A 17,126-nucleotide genomic window follows, 5' to 3' on the forward strand; every position below is an offset into this window, starting at 1 on the left:
GGACTCGCCCGGTGCCCGACCCGGGACAACCCCGGCCGGAACCGTTCGGAACCGTTCGGAACCGGCTGGAACCGGCTGGAACCAGCCGGCACCGGCCGGAATCACGGACGGTGGCCCTCGTCGAATCCGATTCGACCGGGTCGTGCGGCGGTCGAGGGGCTCCCGAGGGCCCGGTGACCTGGAGTGGCACGGCTTCACGACGGCCCAGGGCCGTACGGCGGTGTGGCGGCAGGCGCTTCATGTGGCGGGCCGCGAGTGTGGCAAGCGCTTTCCATCGGCGTCAAGGGCCGGGAGACACCGATCTCGCCCCGTCTCGCGCCCTCACCTCATTCCCGCGCCATCGGCGGTTCGACGGGCGTCTCCCTGACGGGTCCGAAGAGGACCGCCCGTGCCACGGCGGGGGTCAGCAGCGCCCCCAGCGGCTCCCTGAGGGAGACGACGGAACGGAAGGCCCGGCCCACCACCGGGTCGCCCGGGACACGCTCCCGCACCCGCCCCAGATACCAGCCGGCGACGCGGTCCGCGGGACGGTCGGCGACCGCGTTGCCGATCGCCCCCGGCATCTTCTTGTCCGCGCCGGCCGAGATGTCCCACGCCTGCCGCGACGCGGCGAGCAGTGCCCGCTGCACCCTGCGGGTGGTGGGCGTACGGCGCGGGTCGGCCAGCGCGTCCCGCAGGGCGACGGCGCCCATCGCGGCGACGGCCATGCCCTGCCCGTAGATGGGGTTGAAGGTGCACAGGGCGTCGCCGGTGGCCAGGAAGCCGGCGGGGCGGCGGCCCGGCAGGTCGTAGCGGCGCCGTACGTTCGCGGTGCGCCGGAAGCCGGAGACGGGCGACAGCGGCTCGGCGTCCCGTATCCAGCGGTGCACCACGGGGTGCGGCAGCCGCTCGGCGTAGGACTCGAACTCCTCCTCGTCCGTGGACGGTTCGTCGCCGCGCAGGCCGGAGAAGGTGGCCAGATGGGTGCCGTCCTCCAGAGGGACGACGACGGCGCCGTACGGCTGCGTGGGGTCGGGGACGACATGGAGGCCGAGGGTGTCGGCGGAGGGGCCGTCGCCGAGCGTGCCGGTGGTGTCGCGGTAGACGCGGGAGGCGTAGGCGAGCCCCGTGTCGATGATCTCCTCGCGCGGGGCCTGCGCACCGAGGGCGGCCAGCCAGCGCGGCGCCTTCGTACCGCGGCCGGAGGCGTCGATGACCAGGTCGGCGGCGAGTTCGCGCTGTTCGCCCCGGGCCCCGTCGCCGCGCTCACGCACCAGGACGCCCCGCACGCGCCCGGCGTCCCCGGTCAGGCCGACCGTCTCCGTCCCCTCGACCAGGGTGACCGAGGGCTCGGCGAGGACCCGGCGCCGCACCAGCCCCTCGATCTGCGCCCGCGACCCGGTGTGGATGTGGGTCGATGCGGGCATCCGCCGGAACCAGCGGCCGCTCTGGAACGCCGCCATGTCCGCCGGCATCCCGACCCGTGGCGCCCCGGCCGCCGTCAGCTCGGCCATGAATCCGGGCAGCAGCGCGTCGAGGGCGACCTGGCCGCCCTCCAGCAGGACGTGCGGGTGGCGGCCCTGCGGCACCCCCGGCCGGGACGCCGCTGCCCGCGCGTCCCCCTTCGGGAAACGGTCCCGTTCCACGATCGTCACCCGCTCCGCGTGACCGACCAGGGCCCGCGCGGCGAGCAGCCCCGCGAGGCTGCCCCCGACGATCACCACGTGCCGGCCCGCGGATCCGGCCGCCGCCACTGAGACCGAACGGCCTTCCGTCCGTACCGAGTTCACCGACCGCACCCCTTTCTTTTCCGGAGATCCATTGATGCACAGCAGTATCACCGTGGCCGGTGAGCCTCCGGGTCGGCACACCGGAGACGGGGCCGGGTCCGGCTCCTCCACCAGCGGCGAGGCGCACGTGCCCCTGGGTGAGTCCGCCTCTCACGTATCGTCATGGGGCGCGGGAAAGATACGAGATACGAGATATCAGGAGGGTCAGTTGGCGCCGGAGCCGGTGAGGTTCGCGGTTCTGGGGCCGGTCCGGGTGGAGCGGGCGGGGGCTGAGCCGGTGTCGGGGCGCCCGCAGGAACGGGCGCTGCTGGCACTGCTGTTGGTGCGGGCGGGACAGCCCGTGGCGGTCGGCGAGATCGTCGACGTGCTGTGGGGGCGCCGCCCCCCGGACAGCGCGGTGAATGTGATCAGACGTCATGTGGGCACGCTGCGCAGGCTGTTGGAACCGGGGCTGCCCAACCGGGCGGCCGGCCGGTGGCTGATACGGGACGCCGGTGGGTACCGGCTCGCGGTCGACGCCGACTCGCTGGACCTGCTGCGGTTCCGCCGGCTGCGGGACGAGGCGTATCGGCTCGGCGCCGACCCCCGCCAGTCGCCGGGCCGGGTCGTGGCGCTGCTCACCGAGGCCCTCGGCCTGTGGCGGGGTCCGCGCGTCGCGGCGGGGCTGCCCGAGGAGGTGCGGGAGCGCGCCGGGTTCCGGGCGGTCGACCGTGAACGGCCCGCGGCCCTGCGGGACGCGGCCGACGCGGCGCTGCGCGCCGGAACCCCCGCCGCCGTCCTGCCCCTGCTCCGGCAGGCCGCGGCCGACGACCCCTCGGACGAGCCGCTGCTGGCCCGGCTCGTGCTCACGCTGGCCGCCGCCGGACACGAGGCGGAGGCGCTGGGCACCTACCGGGCCGCCCGGGCGAGGCTCGCCGACGAGCTGGGCATCGATCCCGGAGCGGAACTCCGCGACGCCCACGCGACGGTCGTACGGGGCACCGGTCCCGGCGCGCCCGCCCCCGCCGCGCCCGCCCCCGCCCTCGCCGCGCCCGCTCCCGCCGCAGCCGAGGTCCGGGCCGAAACCCGAGCGCAGGCGCACGCCGAGGTCCGAGCCCAAGCCCAACCCTCAGCCCCAGCGGAGGCAAGGGCCGAGGCCGCCGCCGACGCTCCGACCGTGACCGCCGTCGCCCCGGTGCCGCACGCCCCGGCCGCCGCCGTGCCCGCCCAGCTCCCCCACGACCTGCCGACGTTCACCGGCCGCCGAGCCGAACTGGAGCAGGTACTGGCCCTCCTCGACGGCCCCGGCGGCGAGCCCGGAGCGGACGCCGGCCCCGACGCGAGCGGCGGCGTGCCGTCCGCCGGCACCGTCGTGATCAGCGCCATCGGCGGGATGGCCGGCATCGGCAAGACCACGCTCGCCGTGCACTGGGCCCATCGCGTCGCGGACCGCTTCCCCGACGGCCAGCTCTACGTCAACCTCCGGGGGTTCGCGCCCTCGGGTGCCGTGATGCCGGCGGGGGAAGCGGTACGGATCTTCCTCGACGCACTGGGCGTCCCGCCGGAACGGGTGCCGCACGGCGTGGACGCCCAGGCCGCGCTGTACCGCAGCCTGCTGGCCGGGCGCCGGTTCCTGGTGCTGCTCGACAACGCGCGGGACACCGAGCAGGTGCGGCCCCTGCTGCCGGGCACGCCCGGCTGCCTCACCATCGTCACCAGCCGCGACCAGCTGTCGGGGCTGGTGACCGCGCACGGCGCGCACACGCTGGCGCTGCGGCCGCTGGACGCCGGACAGGCGCGGGCGTTCCTGGGCCGCCGGCTGGGCGCCCGGCGGCTCACGGGTGAGTCGCGGGCGGTGGCGGAGATCGCGGCACTGTGCGGCGGGCTCCCGCTGGCGCTGGCCTGTGTCGCCGCGCGGGCCGCCGCACACCCCGGCTTCCCGCTGTCGGCGATCGCGGCGGAACTGCGCGCGGCGCACGGCAGCCTGGACGCGTTCAGCCGGACGGACACCTCCGCGAACGTCGGCGCCGTCTTCTCCTGGTCGCTGGGTGCCGTGTCGGCCGAGGCGGCACGCCTCTTCCCGCTGCTCGCCCTGCACCCCGGGCCGGACTTCTCCGTGTCCGCGACGGCCACCCTGGCCGGACTGCCCGTGCGCCGGACGCGGTCGCTCCTCGCCGAGCTGGCCGACGTCCACCTGGTGAGCGAGCCCGCCCCCGGCCGGTACGCCCTGCACGACCTGCTGCGCGCCCACGCGGCCGAACTCCTGGAGGACCGGGTCCCGGAGGCCGGGCGCGAGGCGGCCACCGAGCGGCTGTACGCGTACTACCTGCACACCGCGCACGCCACCGAGCCGATCCTCGCCCCGTACGCCGACCCGATGCCCCCGGGGCCGCTGCCCGCCGGTGTCCGCGCCGAGCCGCTCGTCGGCCACGAGCAGTCGCTCGCCTGGCTGACCGCCGAGTATCCGGTGCTGCTCGCCGTCGTCGGGGCGGCGGCCCGGTCCGGCCGTGACCGGTCGGCGTGCCTGCTCGCCTGGTCGCTGGAGCCGTTCCTCGACCGCCGGGGCCACTGGCACGACTGGGTGACGATCCAGCGGATCGCCCTCGACGCCGCCCTGCGGCTGGCCGATCCCGTGTACGAGGCCCGGGGGCTGCGCGCGCTGGCCCGGGCCGAGAGCCGGCTCGGTCTGCACGGCTCCGCCCGCCCCCGACTCGACCGCGCGCTGCGGATCTTCGCCGACCTGGGGGACGACATCGGGCAGGCGGACACCCATCGCAGTCTCGGCTGGACGAGGGACCAGGAAGGAGATCTGCCCGGCGCCCTGCACCACAACCGGCTGGCGATGGACCTGTTCCGGGGTGCGGGCAGCCACGCCGCGTACGCCAGTGTCCTCAACTCCGTCGGCTGGTACCACGCGCTGCTCGGCGAGTACCGGGAGGCCCTGCGGCACTGCCAGGAGGCCCTGGTCCTGCTCCAGGGGCTCGGCGACCGTTACGGCCAGGCCGCCACGTGGCACACCCTCGCCTACGCCCATCACCACCAGGGCCGCCACCCCAACGCCCTCGTCGGCTACGGCCACTCCCTCGCCCTCTACCGGGAGCTGGGCGTGCCGTACCTGGAGGCCTGCACCCTCGTCCACATCGGTGACACGCACGCGGCGATGGGCGACCACCGCACCGCCCACGAGGTCCGGCAGCAGGCCCTCACCCTCCTCATCACCCTCGGCCACCCCGACGCCGACCGGGTCCGGGCCAGGATCGCGAGTGAACGATGCGGGTGACCGGCGGCCGGGATGTCGCGGGGGCGCCGGGACCGGCGCGGGTGGGTGTGGCCGCCGACCGGTCCGTCCCCGTGGGGCGTTGATGCGGTTCGAGGTGCTGGGGCCCCTCAGGGTCCGCCGGGGCGGGGCGGACCTCGACCTCGGGTTCCCCCAGCAGCGGGCCCTGCTGGCCCTGCTGGTGGTCCGGGCCGGCCGGCCGGTGCCGGCGGGCGAGATCGTGGACGTGCTGTGGCCCGAGCGGGCACCGGCCAGCGCGAGGAACGTGGTGCGCCGGTACGCCGGTGCGCTGCGGCGGCTGCTCGAACCCGGGCTGCCGCCCCGCGCACCCGGACGGCGGCTGCTGCGCGCCGCCGGGGGCTATCTGCTGGAGGCCGCCGAGGACGAGGTCGATCTGCTGCGGTTCCGCGCGCTCACGAAGCGGGGCAAGCGGGCTGCGGCCACGGGGCGGTCCGAGGTGGCGTCGCGGCACTTCCTGGACGCGCTGGGCGAGTGGCGGGGCCCGGTGGGGATGGGGATACCCGCCGCCGTACGGGAGCACGCCGTCTTCGTGGAAGTGGAACGCGAGTTGGCCGGTACGGCACGGATGGCCGCCGACGCGGCGCTCCTGAGCGGACACGGCGAGCAGGTGCTGCCCCGGTTGCGGCAGGCCCTCGAACGCGACCCGCTCGACGAGTCGTTGCAGGCCGCGCTCGTCATGTCCCTGGCCGCGTCCGGCCTCCAGGCGGAGGCACTGGCCGCGTACGAGCGCGTACGACGGCTGCTGGCCGAGGAGCTGGGAGTGGCACCCGGCGCGGAACTCGTCGCGGCGCACGGCAGGGTGCTCCGCCAGGAGTGGGGGCCGAGTCGCCCTCGGGCGTCGACGGGTCCGGGCCCGTCGGCCGGCCGGACGGCCGCGCCGCCGGGGTCCTCCCCGCGCACACCACCGGCCGGCCCGCCGACTTCCACGGCCCCCACGGCCGATGCCCTCACGGCCGGAGAACCTGGGGGCACCCCGCCCGCGCAGCGGTCCCCCGGCCGAGGGCCCGGCGACCCCGGCCAACCACCCCCTGCGTCACGGGTGTTCGTCGGCCGACGAGCCGAACTCGGCCGTCTGGCAGAGATCACGGAAGCGGCCGCCCCCGCCACCGGGACCGCCCCGAGCCCGCACGCACTCTCCCCGGGCACACCCGCGTCCGTGCTGATCAGCGGGATGCCCGGCATCGGGAAAACGGCTCTCGCGCTGCGCTGGGCGGACCAGGTCGCCGGACGCTTCCCCGACGGCCGGCTCGACGTCGCGCTGCGGGGGTTCGACCCCGTCAGGCCACCGCTGGACCCGGCGGCGGCGCTGCGTGTGCTGCTCGCCGCGCTCGGGGTGCCCGCCCCACGGATGCCGGACCGCCCGGACTCCCTGGCCGGGCTGTACCGGAGTCTGCTGGCCGGGCGGCGGCTGCTGGTGGTGCTGGACGACGCGGCGGACACCGAGCAGGTACGACCGCTGCTGCCGGCCTCGCCCGGCTGTCTGACCCTGGTCACCAGTCGCCACGGGCTGTCCGGTCTGATCGCTTCGGGCACCCATCCGCTGCGTCTGGACCTGCCGTCGGCGGCGGACGCGCACGCGATCCTCGCGGCACACACCGGTGACGCCCGCCCGGCCGACGAACCCGGGGCGGCCGACGAGATCGTCACCCGGTGCGGCCGGCTGCCCCTGGCCCTGACGATCACCGCCACCCGCGCCGCCGCCCACCCGGACATCCCCCTCAGGAACCTCGCGGACGAACTCCGGCACAGCCAGGGCACCCTCGACGCCTTCACCGCACCTTCGAGGGGAGCCGACGCCCGTACCGGCCCCGACGCCCGCCGACAGGACCCCGGCGCGCACCCCGGCGAAGCGCCCGACCTGCGCACCGCCTTCGCCCGGTCCTACCGCCGGCTGCGGCCGGAGAGCGCCCGGCTGTTCCGGCTGCTGTCCCGGCACCCGGGACCCGGGCTGACCCCCGACGCGGCCGCCGCGCTGGCCGGGCTCCCGGCCCGCAGCGCCCGGCTCCTGCTCGACGGGCTCGCCGACGCCCACCTCGTCACCGAGTGCGCGCCCGGCCGCTACGCCCAGCACGAGCTGCTGCGCGTCTTCGCCGCCGAACAGGCCGCCGCCCACGCCCCCGGCCCATGCCCGGACACTCCGTGACGGCCGCCGTCACTTCACGGTCACTCTTTTTTCACATCTCCCTTCCTACGCTCCGAGTGCGGTGGCTGACGCCGCGCTCGAACTGCCCCGGAGGAGAACAGAGATGACCAGGTCGGACACCAGCACCGTGGAGACGGCGGGCCTCCGTGTCTCCGTCCTCGACGGCGCGGCCGAGGCGCTGCCCGGGGACGGCCGGCCCGGAGCGGACGCGTACCGGCTGACCGGAGGGACCGGCGGCACGTATCTGCTGGTGGGCGTGCGCGGGACCGGCGTTCCGCTCGACGGGCGGATACCGGACGTCCACCTCCAGCCGGGTGACATCTGCTTCTACGACGCCGACCACCCGCCGTCTTGGCACCTGCCCGAGCACTGCCGGCTGAAGGTCTTCCTCGTCTCGCGCGAGGAGCTGGGGCTGGAGGACGGCGATCTGCGGCGCGTCCTGGCGACCCCGGTCGCCCGGACCTCCCGTCTGGGGACGCTGCTGTCGCCGTTCCTGTCCGAACTGGCCGACACGGTCCGCGCCGATCCCCCGGTCGGCGAGATGCTCGCCCGCAACGCCGTGAACCTGCTGGCCACCCTCGCCACGGAGCGGTCGGGGCGGGAGGTGACGGACACACCGGGCAGCCGGTCGCCCATGGTGGCGCGTGTCGTGCGGTTCATCGACGAGCACCTCGCCGACGCGGACCTGTCGCCCGAGGTGATCGCCGGGGCCCACCACATCTCGGTGCGCTATCTGCACAAACTCTTCCGGGACGAGGGCACGACCGTGGGCCGCTGGATCCAGCGCCGCCGCCTGGAGGAGTGCCGCCGTGACCTCGTGCACGGCCTGCGCAACCGCCGCACCATCGCCTCGGTCGCCGGCCGCTGGGGCTTCCTGAGCGCCACCCACTTCAGCCGGGTCTTCAGGGCCGCGTACGGCATGTCACCGAGCGAGTGGCGGGACACGGCGGGACGCCCCGGCAGCCGGGCCTGACACCCGGTGGCCCCGGTCAGTGCGCTCTCGGACCGGCTCCGGTGCGCCGGCGGGCGATCCCCCGCGGCCTTCAGCTCCTAGCCTGCTGGCCGGATCGGGCGTCGGGCGGCGCGGACGAAGCACCCCACCCGCGCACCCCACACGCGCGCCTCCCACGTCCGGCACCACAGCGCACACCAGCCGCACCGCACACCAGCTGGACCGCACCCGACACAGAGCACCACACCGCACCACACCGCACCGCACCACACCAGGAGATCCCCATGTCCGACACCTTCGAGCCGGCCCGTCCGGTCCTGGAGCCGGCGGCCGCCGCGTTCGCGGAGGCCACCGCCAACCCGCCCTTCCTCTTCGAACTGCCGCCCGCCGAGGGGCGGAAGGCGGTCGACGAGGTGCAGTCCGGTGAGATCGCGAAACCGGAGATCGACGAGGAGTGGGTCACCGTCTCCGGCGGCCCGACGGGCAGTGTGCGGGCGCGGATCGTACGGCCCGCCGGTGCCGAGGGCGTCCTGCCGGTCATTCTCTACATCCACGGCGCGGGCTGGGTGTTCGGCAACGCGCACACCCACGACCGCCTGGTGCGCGAGCTGGCCGTCGGCGCGCACGCCGCCGTGGTGTTCCCCGAGTACGACCTCTCCCCCGAGGCCCGCTACCCGGTCGCCATCGAGCAGAACTACACCGTCGCGAAGTGGGTCGTCGAGCAGGGCGCGTCCAAGGACCTGGACGGTGCCCGGCTGGCCGTCGCCGGGGACTCGGTCGGCGGCAACATGACCGCCGCGCTGACCCTGATGGCCAAGCAGCGCGGTGACGTGCCGCTGGTCCAGCAGGTGCTGTTCTACCCGGTGACGGACGCGAGTTTCGACACCGCGTCCTATCACCAGTTCGCGACGGGCTACTTCCTGCGCCGCGACGGGATGCGGTGGTTCTGGGACCAGTACACGACGGACGAGGCCGAGCGCGCCCAGATCACCGCGTCCCCGCTGCGGGCGAACGTCGAGCAGCTCAGGGACCTGCCCCCGGCCCTGGTCGTCACCGGTGAGGCCGACGTCCTGCGCGACGAGGGCGAGGCGTACGCCAACAAGCTGCGCGAGGCGGGCGTGGCGGTGACCGCCGTGCGTTTCCAGGGCGTCATCCACGACTTCGTCATGCTCGACGCCCTGCGCGAAACCCACGCGGCCGAGACCGCGATCACCCTGGCGACGGGCACGCTGCGCACGGCCCTGCACGGCCGCTGAGGCACCCGGCCCCCGCCGGCGCACGGCGGCGCCGGAACCGGGGGAGAGGGCCTGCGGACAGGCTCTCTCCCCCGGCGACCGGCCGGCCGGCGGCCGGTGTCAGCTCTCGTCGGCGGTCAGCGTCAGCGAGATGCTGTTGATGCAGTACCGCTGGTCGGTCGGGGTGGCGTACCCCTCGCCCTCGAAGACGTGCCCGAGGTGCGAGCCGCACCGGGCGCACCGCACCTCGGTGCGGACCATGCCGTGCGACCGGTCGGACAGCAGCTCCACCGCGTCGGTGTCCTTCGGGTCGTAGAAGGACGGCCAGCCGCAGTGCGACTCGAACTTCGTGTCGGAGGTGAAGAGTTCGGCACCGCAGGCGCGACAGGAGTAGACACCCTTGGTCTTGGTGTCGGTGTACTCACCGACGAACGCGGGCTCCGTGCCGGCCTGTCGGAGCACGGCGTACTCGGCCGGTGTCAGCTCCGCGCGCCACTGCTCGTCCGGCTTCTCGACGTCGTACGACATGCGTCTCAGCCCCTCAATCGGAAAGACGGTCCAGGATCTTCGGGCCCAGGTCCGTCACGTCACCCGCGCCCATGGTGAGAACGAGATCACCCGGCTTCGCCATTCCCGCGATCGTGCCGGGCACCTCCGCCTTGTCGTGCAGGGCCGTCACGTCCGCGCCCGCGCTCCGCGCCGCCCCGATGATCAGTTCGCTGGTGACCCCCGGGATCGGGTCCTCACGGGCCGGGTAGATGTCGAGGACGACCGAGGCGTCGGCCAGCGCCAGGGACTGCCCCATCTCGGTGCCCAGCTCCTGAGTGCGGGAGAACAGGTGCGGCTGGAAGACCACCAGGATCCGCGCGTCCCCGGCGGCCGACCGCATGGCCTCCAGGTCGGCGGTCATCTCGGTGGGGTGGTGGGCGTAGGAGTCGATCACCTGGACGCCGCGCGCCTCGCCCTTGAGCTGCAGGCGCCGCTTCACCCCGGTGTACGCCGCCAGCGCGGGCGCCAGCTCGGCCGCCGGCACCCCGAGGGCGACGCCCGCCGCCAGCGCGGCCACCGCGTTGTGCGCGTAGTGCCGTCCCGGTACGGACACGCCGAAGGTGATCGCCTGCCCGTCCAGCAGGACCGTGACCTCGCTCCTCAGGCCCTGCGCGACGACCGACAGCACCCGCACGTCGGCGTCCTCGCGCTCGCCGTACGTCACGACGCGCACCCCGGACAGCCGGGAGGTCAGCTCCCGCGCACCCTCGTGGTCGGCGGAGATCACCAGGGTGCCGCCGGGCACGATCCGGCCGGCGAACGTCTCGAAGGACTCGTAGATCTCGTCCATGGAGGCGTAGTTGGCGTGGTGGTCCAGCTCCACGTTGAGGACGATCGCCACCTCGGGCGCGTACTTGTGGAAGCTCCGGTCGCTCTCGTCCGCCTCGGCGACGAAGATCTCGCCGTCCCCGTGCACCGCGTTGGACCCGGGGACGTCGAGGTCGCCGCCGATGGCGTACGACGGCTTCAGCCCCAGTTCGCCCAGCGAGACCGCCAGCATGGAGGTGGTGGTGGTCTTGCCGTGCGTCCCGGCCACGGCGATCGGCCGCAGGCCGTCCATCAGCCGGGCGAGCGCGTCCGACCGGTGGACCACGGGGATCCCCAGCTCGGCGGCGCGGGCCAGCTCGGGGTTGTCGGCCCGGATCGCCGACGACACGACCACGCATGTGGCGTCGTCCGCGAGGTGCTCCGCCGCGTGCCCGATGCGCACGGTCGCCCCGAGCGCACGCAACGCCCCGGCCGTCTCCGACTCCTTGGCGTCGCTCCCGGCCACCGCGGCCCCTCGCTGCGCGAGAATCTTCGCGATCCCCGACATCCCGGCCCCACCGATCCCGATGAAGTGCGGCCGTTCCATGGCGGTGGGCAGTCCGGGAGCCATGCGTGTTCTCCAAGCGACGGTACGAAGTCGATCCACGCCCCACAGCAGGCGCGCCCCCACCCTAGCCAACACACCTGGGCGCCCCTACAGCCATGGGCCGGGGGCCGCGCCCTTCAGGGGCGCGGGGAACTGCGCGACGAGCCACGGCGCACGCGCACCGGGCGGAGCGCAGCACCCCTACGGCGCCGCTCGCCTACGCCCGGCTGTGCGAGAACAGCTTCAGCACCGGCACCCCGACCTTGTGCCGAGCCCGAGAAGCCCAGTCCCGGTGGAAGAACTCCTCCACGTAATGCGGATCGGTGAGCACCAGCACCTCATCGGCCCCCACCTCCTCCACCAGCGACTTCAGCGCGTCCAGCGGGTGGTCCTCGATCAACCGCCCCTCCGCCGGGCTTCCGGCCGCCCGCAGCGCCTGCAGCGACACCTCCAGGGCGCGCTCCCCGGCGTCGAGCGCCTGTTCGCCCTCCGGGGTGTCCCCTTCCCGTGCCGCCTCGTCCAGTTCGCCGAGGGCGAGGTCGTCGATGGCTCGCAGCAGCTGGTCGGCCTGGTTGCCCCGGGGCTGGAGCAGCACATGGAAGAAGGCCCGCTCGTCGCCGTGCAGGGTCGTGACGAACTCCACGTCCGCTGACGTCAGGACCTTCTCGATCATCAATACGCTCGTGAACGACACCACAGGCGCCCTTCTCATCGGAGGGCCCTCGCGGGCCCTCACTCCTCAGGGTTCTAGTGTGCCCGGCGAACGCTAAACGGAACGGAATATTCCGCCCGCTTTCACGTGCGACGGTAACGGCCGAACAGGAAGCCCCCCTCCTCCAGCAGCGAGGCGAGTGCGAAGCGCCTGGGCACCGGTACGGAGGGGCCTCCGGCGATCCGCTGGGCGTGGCCGGCCGTGAGCATCGGCGACACGGTCAGACAGAGTTCGTCGAGGACGTCGGAGGCGATCCACTGCCCCAGCAGCCGGGGCCCGCCCTCGCCGAGCAGGCGGGTCAGCCCCAGACCGGCGAGGGCCCGTACGGCCCGCGCGGGGTCGACCCCCGTGCCGTCCCCGGCGACCAGAACCCGGACACCCGCCTTCTCGGCGGCCGCGACCCGGTCGGGGGGCGCGGCGGCTCCGGTCAGCAGGAGGGTGGGGACCGAGGGCGAGCTGAACAGCGGCAGTGAGAAGTCCAGGTCCAGACTCGCGCTGACCACGGCGACGGCCGGGGCCGGCGTCTGTCCGGCCGCCCGGCGCGCCTCGGCGAACGCCTCGCGCGCCCGGGCCGGCCGGTACCCCTCCTGACGTACGGTCTCCGCGCCGACGACCACCACGTCCGCGAGTCCCCGCAGGGTGCCGAAGATCCGCATGTCGGCGTCGCTGGAGATCGGCTGCGAACGGCCGTCGTGCTGGGCGGCGCCGTCGAGCGTGGACACCATGTTGACGCGCAGCCACGGCTCCCGCCCGCCCGGCGCCGGTTCGGGATAGGCGTACGCGGCGGCCAGCTCGTCGAGGCTCCACTCCCGGTCGACGGGATCCGCCCCGCCCGCCGGGCCGCCTCCCCCGCCCGGGGTCCGCACACCGGCCTCCGTCGCACCACCGGTCACGTCCCGTGTCGGGGCCGCTGTCTCTTCGGTCACAGGGAACAGGCGTCGCATGTCGTGCAGTCTGGCACGACCCTTAGACTCGGTAACCGTGTCGTCGTCCTCAGCCACCGTGTCCGGAATCGGCCCGATACCCGAAGCGGGCCCCTCGTCCCTGTGCACCCGCGAGCCCCACGTCCCCGCGGACCGGCTCGTCGCCGAGATGGTGCCGCCGCCCCGCTTCGACGCGGTCCGCTTCGACACGTACCTCCCGGACCCGAATCAGCCCAGCCAGACCGAGGCCGTCCGCGTCCTGAGCGGCTTCGCGGCGGGCCTCGGCGGGGCGCACGCGACCGGCGCGGGCAGGCGCGGCTTCCTGGGCTTCGGCAGGGCGAAGGGCCCCAAGACCCCGGCCGGCCCCCGCGGCGTCTACCTGGACGGCGGTTACGGCGTCGGGAAGACCCACCTGCTCGCCTCCCTCTGGCACGCCACCCCGGCCGAGCCCTCCCTCAAGGCCTTCGGCACCTTCGTGGAGCTGACGAACCTGGTCGGCGCCCTCGGTTTCCAGAAGACGGTCCAGACGCTCTCCGGGCACCGCCTGCTGTGCATCGACGAGTTCGAGCTGGACGACCCGGGCGACACCGTCCTGGTGTCGACCCTGCTCGGCAAGCTCGTCGACGCGGGGGTGGCCCTGGCCGCCACCTCGAACACGCTGCCGGGCAAGCTCGGTGAGGGCCGGTTCGCGTCGGTCGACTTCCTGCGCGAGATCCAGGGCCTGTCGGCCCACTTCCGCTCGCTGCGCATCGACGGCGAGGACTACCGCCACCGCGGCCTGCCCGAGGCCCCGGCGCCGTACTCCGACGAGCAGGTCACCAAGACGGCGTACGCGACCGCGGGCGCCTCGCTCGACGACTTCCCGCACCTGCTGGACCACCTCGCGCGCGTCCACCCCAGCCGGTACGGCGCCCTCACCGACGGCCTGAAAGCGGTCTGCCTGACCGACGTCCAGCCGGTCCCGGACCAGTCCACGGCCCTGCGGCTGGTGGTGCTCGCCGACCGGTTGTACGACCGGGAGGTGCCCGTGCTCGCCTCCGGGCTGCCGTTCGACCGGCTGTTCAGCGAGGAGATGCTGAACGGCGGCTACCGCAAGAAGTACTTCCGCGCCATCTCCCGCCTCACCGCCCTCGCGCGCGACGCGAAGCGGCTCGTGGAGCACTGACCCCACCGGCGCCGACACCCCCACCGGCCGCGGACCGACCCTGACGGACTCCCCCAGGTCAAGGGTCGATTTCGGCCAACCCGCCCACGCTTTTCAGGCTCTCTTCAGCTCGCAACGTTAAGTTAACCCTGCAAACAACTTTGCAGGGTTAACGTGTTTCTTGACCAGCGGTTGACCATCGGTTGACCAAGTCGGGCAACTGCCGACGCGTGGGAGACACCGAGAACTGCCAGTGAGGAGGCTCATATTGCGAGGTACGACGACCCGGACCGTCCTTTCGGCCCTCGCCGCCGTCCTGCTCGCCCTCACGTTCTTCGCTCCCGCTGCTTCCTTCGCAGCCGCGCACACACTCGGTCACACCAAGGCCAAGGCCGAGCCCGGAAACACCCCCAGGGCGAAGCCGGTGCGTGACAAGACGGCCACCCACCGCACCTGCGCACCCGCACAGGACCCGATCGGTCCGCTCCGCACCCGCGACCGGCACCGCGCGGCCCCGCACCCCCTTCCCGGGGCACCCGCGCGTCCGCCTGCGGAGGAGAACCCGGCGGCCACGAGCCGGTCCGGACAGCCCTCGCCCCGGCACCACCCGGCGGCGAGATCCCGCACGGCCCACACCCCGGCCGCCCTCCAGGTCTTCCGCTGCTGAGACACGGAGCCCGTTCCCCCCACACCTTGCCGTGCAAGCCCGACGCGCCAGCGAGGCGCGCCAGGAGGAGTCACCACATCATGCAGCCCCTCATCGACAACGCCCGTACGTTCGGACAGCGCCCTGAGGAGTTCGCCAGGCTGGCCGAAGGCCAGTCCCCCGAGGTCCTGTTCATCACCTGCTCCGACTCACGGGTCGTCCCCGCCCTGATCACGGGCGCCCGCCCCGGCGAGCTGTTCGAACTGCGCACCGCCGGCAACATCGTCCCGCCCTACGCCCCCGACCGCCCCACCGGTGAGACGGCCACCATCGAGTACGCCGTGGAGGTCCTCGGCGTCACCGACATCGTGGTCTGCGGGCACTCGCACTGCGGCGCCGTCGGCGCCCTGGTGCGCGGCGACGATCTGGACGCCGTACCGGCCGTCCGCGACTGGCTGACCCACGCCACCCCCCGCCCCGAGGGGGCCGTCGAGGACCCCGCCGTCGCCGACGGTGTGCAGAACCACGTCCTCAGCCAGCTGCTGCGCCTGCGCTCCTACCCGTGCGTGGAGAAGCGCCTCGCCGACGGCCGGCTGCGGCTGCGCGGCTGGTACTACGAGGTCCACACCGGTGCCGTGCGCGAACACCGCGCGGACACCGACCGGTTCGAGGCCCTGTGAGCGACCGCCAGGTGTCCGAGACGACCGACCAGACCGCCGAGAGTTCCAGGACCCCCATGTCTTCCGCATCCCCCCTCATATCCAGGTTCCCCCACCTGCGACAGGACTTCGGCGCCTCGCTCGTCGTGTTCCTGGTCGCCCTCCCGCTGTGCGTGGGCGTGGCCGTCGCCTCCGGTGTACCGGCCGAACTCGGCCTGGTCACCGGCATCGTGGGCGGTCTCGTCGCCGGGATGATGCCCGGCAGCAGCCTCCAGGTCTCCGGCCCGGCGGCCGGTCTGACCGTGCTGGTCTTCGAGGCGGTACGCCAGTTCGGGCTGCCCGCCCTCGGGGTCATCGTGCTCGCCGCCGGTCTGCTCCAGCTCGCCATGGGCGCGCTGAAGCTGGGCCGCTGGTTCCGCGCGATATCCGTCTCCGTGGTCGAGGGCATGCTCGCCGGCATCGGCCTCGTGATCATCGCCGGCCAGCTCTACGCGGCGGCCGGTCTGAAGGCCCCCGCCTCCGGCATCGACAAGATCGCGGGTCTGCCCAGCGCCTTCGCCGACGCGCTGGGCAGCACCGCCGCACTCGCCTCGCTGGCGATCGGCGCGGGCACCGTCGCCGTGATGGTGCTGTGGAAGCGGCTGCCGAAGAAGGCCCAGCTGGTCCCCGGCGCCCTCGCCGCGGTCCTGCTGGCCACGCTCGCCTCCCTGGCCTTCAGCCTGCCGGTGGCGAACGTCGAGGTGAAGGGACTGCTGGACGCCATCCACCCCCCGGGCCTCGCCGCCTTCGGCGAGCTGGCGGACGTGGCGATCCTCGGCACGATCCTCGCCTTCACCCTCATCGCCTCCGCCGAGAGCCTGTTCAGCGCGGCGGCCGTGGACCGGATGCACGACGGTCCGCGTACCGAGTACGACAAGGAGCTGATGGCCCAGGGCGCGGGCAACACCGTGTGCGGGCTGCTCGGCGCGCTGCCGATGACGGCCGTGATCGTGCGCAGCTCCGCCAATCTCCAGGCCGGTGCGCGGACCAAGGCGTCCCGGGTCCTGCACGGCGTCTGGCTGCTGCTGTTCGCGGCCCTGCTGCCGGGCGCCCTCGCCCTGATCCCGCTGCCCGCACTGGCCGGCATCCTGGTCCACGCGGGCTTCAAGCTGATCCCGTTCCGCGGGGTCGCCTCCCTGTGGCGCAGCCACCGGGGCGAGGCGCTGATCCTGGTGGCCACGGCGGTGGCGATCGTCGCGGTCAACATGTTCGAGGGCGTGCTGATCGGTCTGGCCCTCTCCGTGGCCAAGACCGCCTGGGAGGCCTCGCACATCAAGCTGGAGGTCATCGACAAGGGCGCGGGTCCCGTCCAGGCCTACCTCTCCGGCAACGCGACCTTCCTGCGGCTGCCGAAGATCCTCGACAACCTGGAGTCCCTGCCCCAGGACCGCCCGGTGGAGTTGCACCTCACCGGCCTCCACCACCTCGACCACGCCTGCCGCACGGCCCTGGAGAACTGGGCCTCCCGCCACAGCGCGACCGGTACGGAGCCGGTGCGCATGACGGTGCCGGAACCGGAGAAGGTGCGCTCGGGAGCGCACTGACCTGGGAGTCTCCGACGGAGACCAAGCGCCCGTGCCGCCCCGGCCCCTTGCCCCGACCGCGGGCGATCGTGCCGCCGGGGCGGCACGGGTGGGCGCGCGACGGCACCCTGCGAGTGCCGGCAAGCGCCTCCCCTCCCCGCCCGGCCCCGGCGGCGGCGGTCGACCGAGCCCCTGCCTCGC

The 17,126-nt window shown here is 74.1% G+C and carries 13 protein-coding genes; 8 read left to right on the plus strand and 5 right to left on the minus strand.

The window, feature by feature from the left end:
• Positions 1-326 precede the first annotated feature (326 nt).
• Positions 327-1,703 (minus strand): FAD-dependent oxidoreductase, encoded by a 1,377-nt coding sequence (locus tag ACFU5F_RS09920; RefSeq protein ID WP_383884744.1) that lies wholly within the window; start codon positions 1,701-1,703, stop codon positions 327-329.
• A 274-nt stretch (positions 1,704-1,977) separates the two neighbouring features.
• Here ACFU5F_RS09920 and ACFU5F_RS09925 point away from each other — a divergent pair, with 274 nt between their 5' ends.
• From ACFU5F_RS09925 to ACFU5F_RS09940, 4 genes are all read left to right on the plus strand, one after another.
• On the plus strand, positions 1,978-5,028 hold the full coding sequence (locus ACFU5F_RS09925; RefSeq protein ID WP_383884524.1) for a BTAD domain-containing putative transcriptional regulator: 3,051 nt from the start codon (positions 1,978-1,980) through the stop codon (positions 5,026-5,028).
• A gap of 82 nt (positions 5,029-5,110) precedes the next feature.
• On the plus strand, positions 5,111-7,189 hold the full coding sequence (locus tag ACFU5F_RS09930) for a BTAD domain-containing putative transcriptional regulator (protein WP_383884526.1): 2,079 nt from the start codon (positions 5,111-5,113) through the stop codon (positions 7,187-7,189).
• A 103-nt stretch (positions 7,190-7,292) separates the two neighbouring features.
• Complete coding sequence (locus tag ACFU5F_RS09935; protein WP_383884528.1) at positions 7,293-8,162, plus strand: helix-turn-helix domain-containing protein; 870 nt, start codon at positions 7,293-7,295, stop codon at positions 8,160-8,162.
• A 263-nt stretch (positions 8,163-8,425) separates the two neighbouring features.
• A complete protein-coding gene (locus tag ACFU5F_RS09940; protein WP_383884531.1) occupies positions 8,426-9,397 on the plus strand; it encodes an alpha/beta hydrolase in 972 nt (323 codons plus the stop codon).
• Positions 9,398-9,496: 99 nt separating this feature from the next.
• Here the strand turns inward: ACFU5F_RS09940 and msrB are convergent, their stop codons facing one another.
• The 4 genes from msrB to ACFU5F_RS09960 all read right to left on the minus strand — a co-directional run bounded on the left by msrB (position 9,497) and on the right by ACFU5F_RS09960 (position 12,935).
• Positions 9,497-9,904, minus strand: a complete 408-nt coding sequence (gene msrB / locus ACFU5F_RS09945; RefSeq protein ID WP_012999892.1) for a peptide-methionine (R)-S-oxide reductase MsrB — start codon at positions 9,902-9,904, stop codon at positions 9,497-9,499.
• 13 nt (positions 9,905-9,917) lie between these two features.
• Positions 9,918-11,303 carry a UDP-N-acetylmuramate--L-alanine ligase gene (gene murC, locus ACFU5F_RS09950; RefSeq protein ID WP_383884534.1) on the minus strand — a complete coding sequence of 462 codons (1,386 nt, stop codon included), beginning with the start codon at positions 11,301-11,303 and terminating at the stop codon, positions 9,918-9,920.
• A gap of 193 nt (positions 11,304-11,496) precedes the next feature.
• Positions 11,497-11,952 carry an indole-3-glycerol phosphate synthase gene (locus tag ACFU5F_RS09955; RefSeq protein ID WP_383884537.1) on the minus strand — a complete coding sequence of 152 codons (456 nt, stop codon included), beginning with the start codon at positions 11,950-11,952 and terminating at the stop codon, positions 11,497-11,499.
• Positions 11,953-12,074: 122 nt separating this feature from the next.
• Complete coding sequence (locus ACFU5F_RS09960) at positions 12,075-12,935, minus strand: pyrimidine reductase family protein (RefSeq protein ID WP_383884540.1); 861 nt, start codon at positions 12,933-12,935, stop codon at positions 12,075-12,077.
• Here ACFU5F_RS09960 and zapE point away from each other — a divergent pair.
• The 4 genes from zapE (at position 12,934) to ACFU5F_RS09980 (ending at position 16,946) form a co-directional block, all read left to right on the plus strand.
• Positions 12,934-14,079, plus strand: a complete 1,146-nt coding sequence (gene zapE / locus ACFU5F_RS09965; protein ID WP_383884543.1) for a cell division protein ZapE — start codon at positions 12,934-12,936, stop codon at positions 14,077-14,079. The two genes, ACFU5F_RS09960 and zapE, sit on opposite strands and share 2 nt — an antisense overlap.
• 247 nt (positions 14,080-14,326) lie before the next feature.
• Positions 14,327-14,725 (plus strand): hypothetical protein, encoded by a 399-nt coding sequence (locus ACFU5F_RS09970; RefSeq protein ID WP_383884545.1) that lies wholly within the window; start codon positions 14,327-14,329, stop codon positions 14,723-14,725.
• 80 nt (positions 14,726-14,805) lie between these two features.
• Positions 14,806-15,384, plus strand: a complete 579-nt coding sequence (locus tag ACFU5F_RS09975) for a carbonic anhydrase (protein ID WP_383884548.1) — start codon at positions 14,806-14,808, stop codon at positions 15,382-15,384.
• 56 nt (positions 15,385-15,440) lie between these two features.
• Positions 15,441-16,946, plus strand: coding sequence for a SulP family inorganic anion transporter (locus ACFU5F_RS09980; protein ID WP_383884551.1), 1,506 nt, complete (start codon positions 15,441-15,443; stop codon positions 16,944-16,946).
• The last annotated feature ends 180 nt before the right edge of the window (positions 16,947-17,126 follow it).

The organism is Streptomyces sp. NPDC057438 (assembly GCF_042802995.1).
Classification (GTDB): Bacteria; Actinomycetota; Actinomycetes; order Streptomycetales; family Streptomycetaceae; genus Streptomyces.

Coding starts and splice junctions, on each gene's coding strand:
- ACFU5F_RS09930 (WP_383884526.1), top strand. CDS start 5,111: ATGCGGTTCGAGGTGCTGGGGCCCCTCAGGGTCCGCCGGGGCGGGGCG.
- ACFU5F_RS09935 (WP_383884528.1), top strand. CDS start 7,293: ATGACCAGGTCGGACACCAGCACCGTGGAGACGGCGGGCCTCCGTGTC.
- ACFU5F_RS09940 (WP_383884531.1), top strand. CDS start 8,426: ATGTCCGACACCTTCGAGCCGGCCCGTCCGGTCCTGGAGCCGGCGGCC.
- msrB (WP_012999892.1), bottom strand. CDS start 9,904: ATGTCGTACGACGTCGAGAAGCCGGACGAGCAGTGGCGCGCGGAGCTG.
- murC (WP_383884534.1), bottom strand. CDS start 11,303: ATGGCTCCCGGACTGCCCACCGCCATGGAACGGCCGCACTTCATCGGG.
- ACFU5F_RS09955 (WP_383884537.1), bottom strand. CDS start 11,952: ATGATCGAGAAGGTCCTGACGTCAGCGGACGTGGAGTTCGTCACGACC.
- zapE (WP_383884543.1), top strand. CDS start 12,934: ATGTCGTGCAGTCTGGCACGACCCTTAGACTCGGTAACCGTGTCGTCG.
- ACFU5F_RS09960 (WP_383884540.1), bottom strand. CDS start 12,935: ATGCGACGCCTGTTCCCTGTGACCGAAGAGACAGCGGCCCCGACACGG.
- ACFU5F_RS09975 (WP_383884548.1), top strand. CDS start 14,806: ATGCAGCCCCTCATCGACAACGCCCGTACGTTCGGACAGCGCCCTGAG.
- ACFU5F_RS09980 (WP_383884551.1), top strand. CDS start 15,441: ATGTCTTCCGCATCCCCCCTCATATCCAGGTTCCCCCACCTGCGACAG.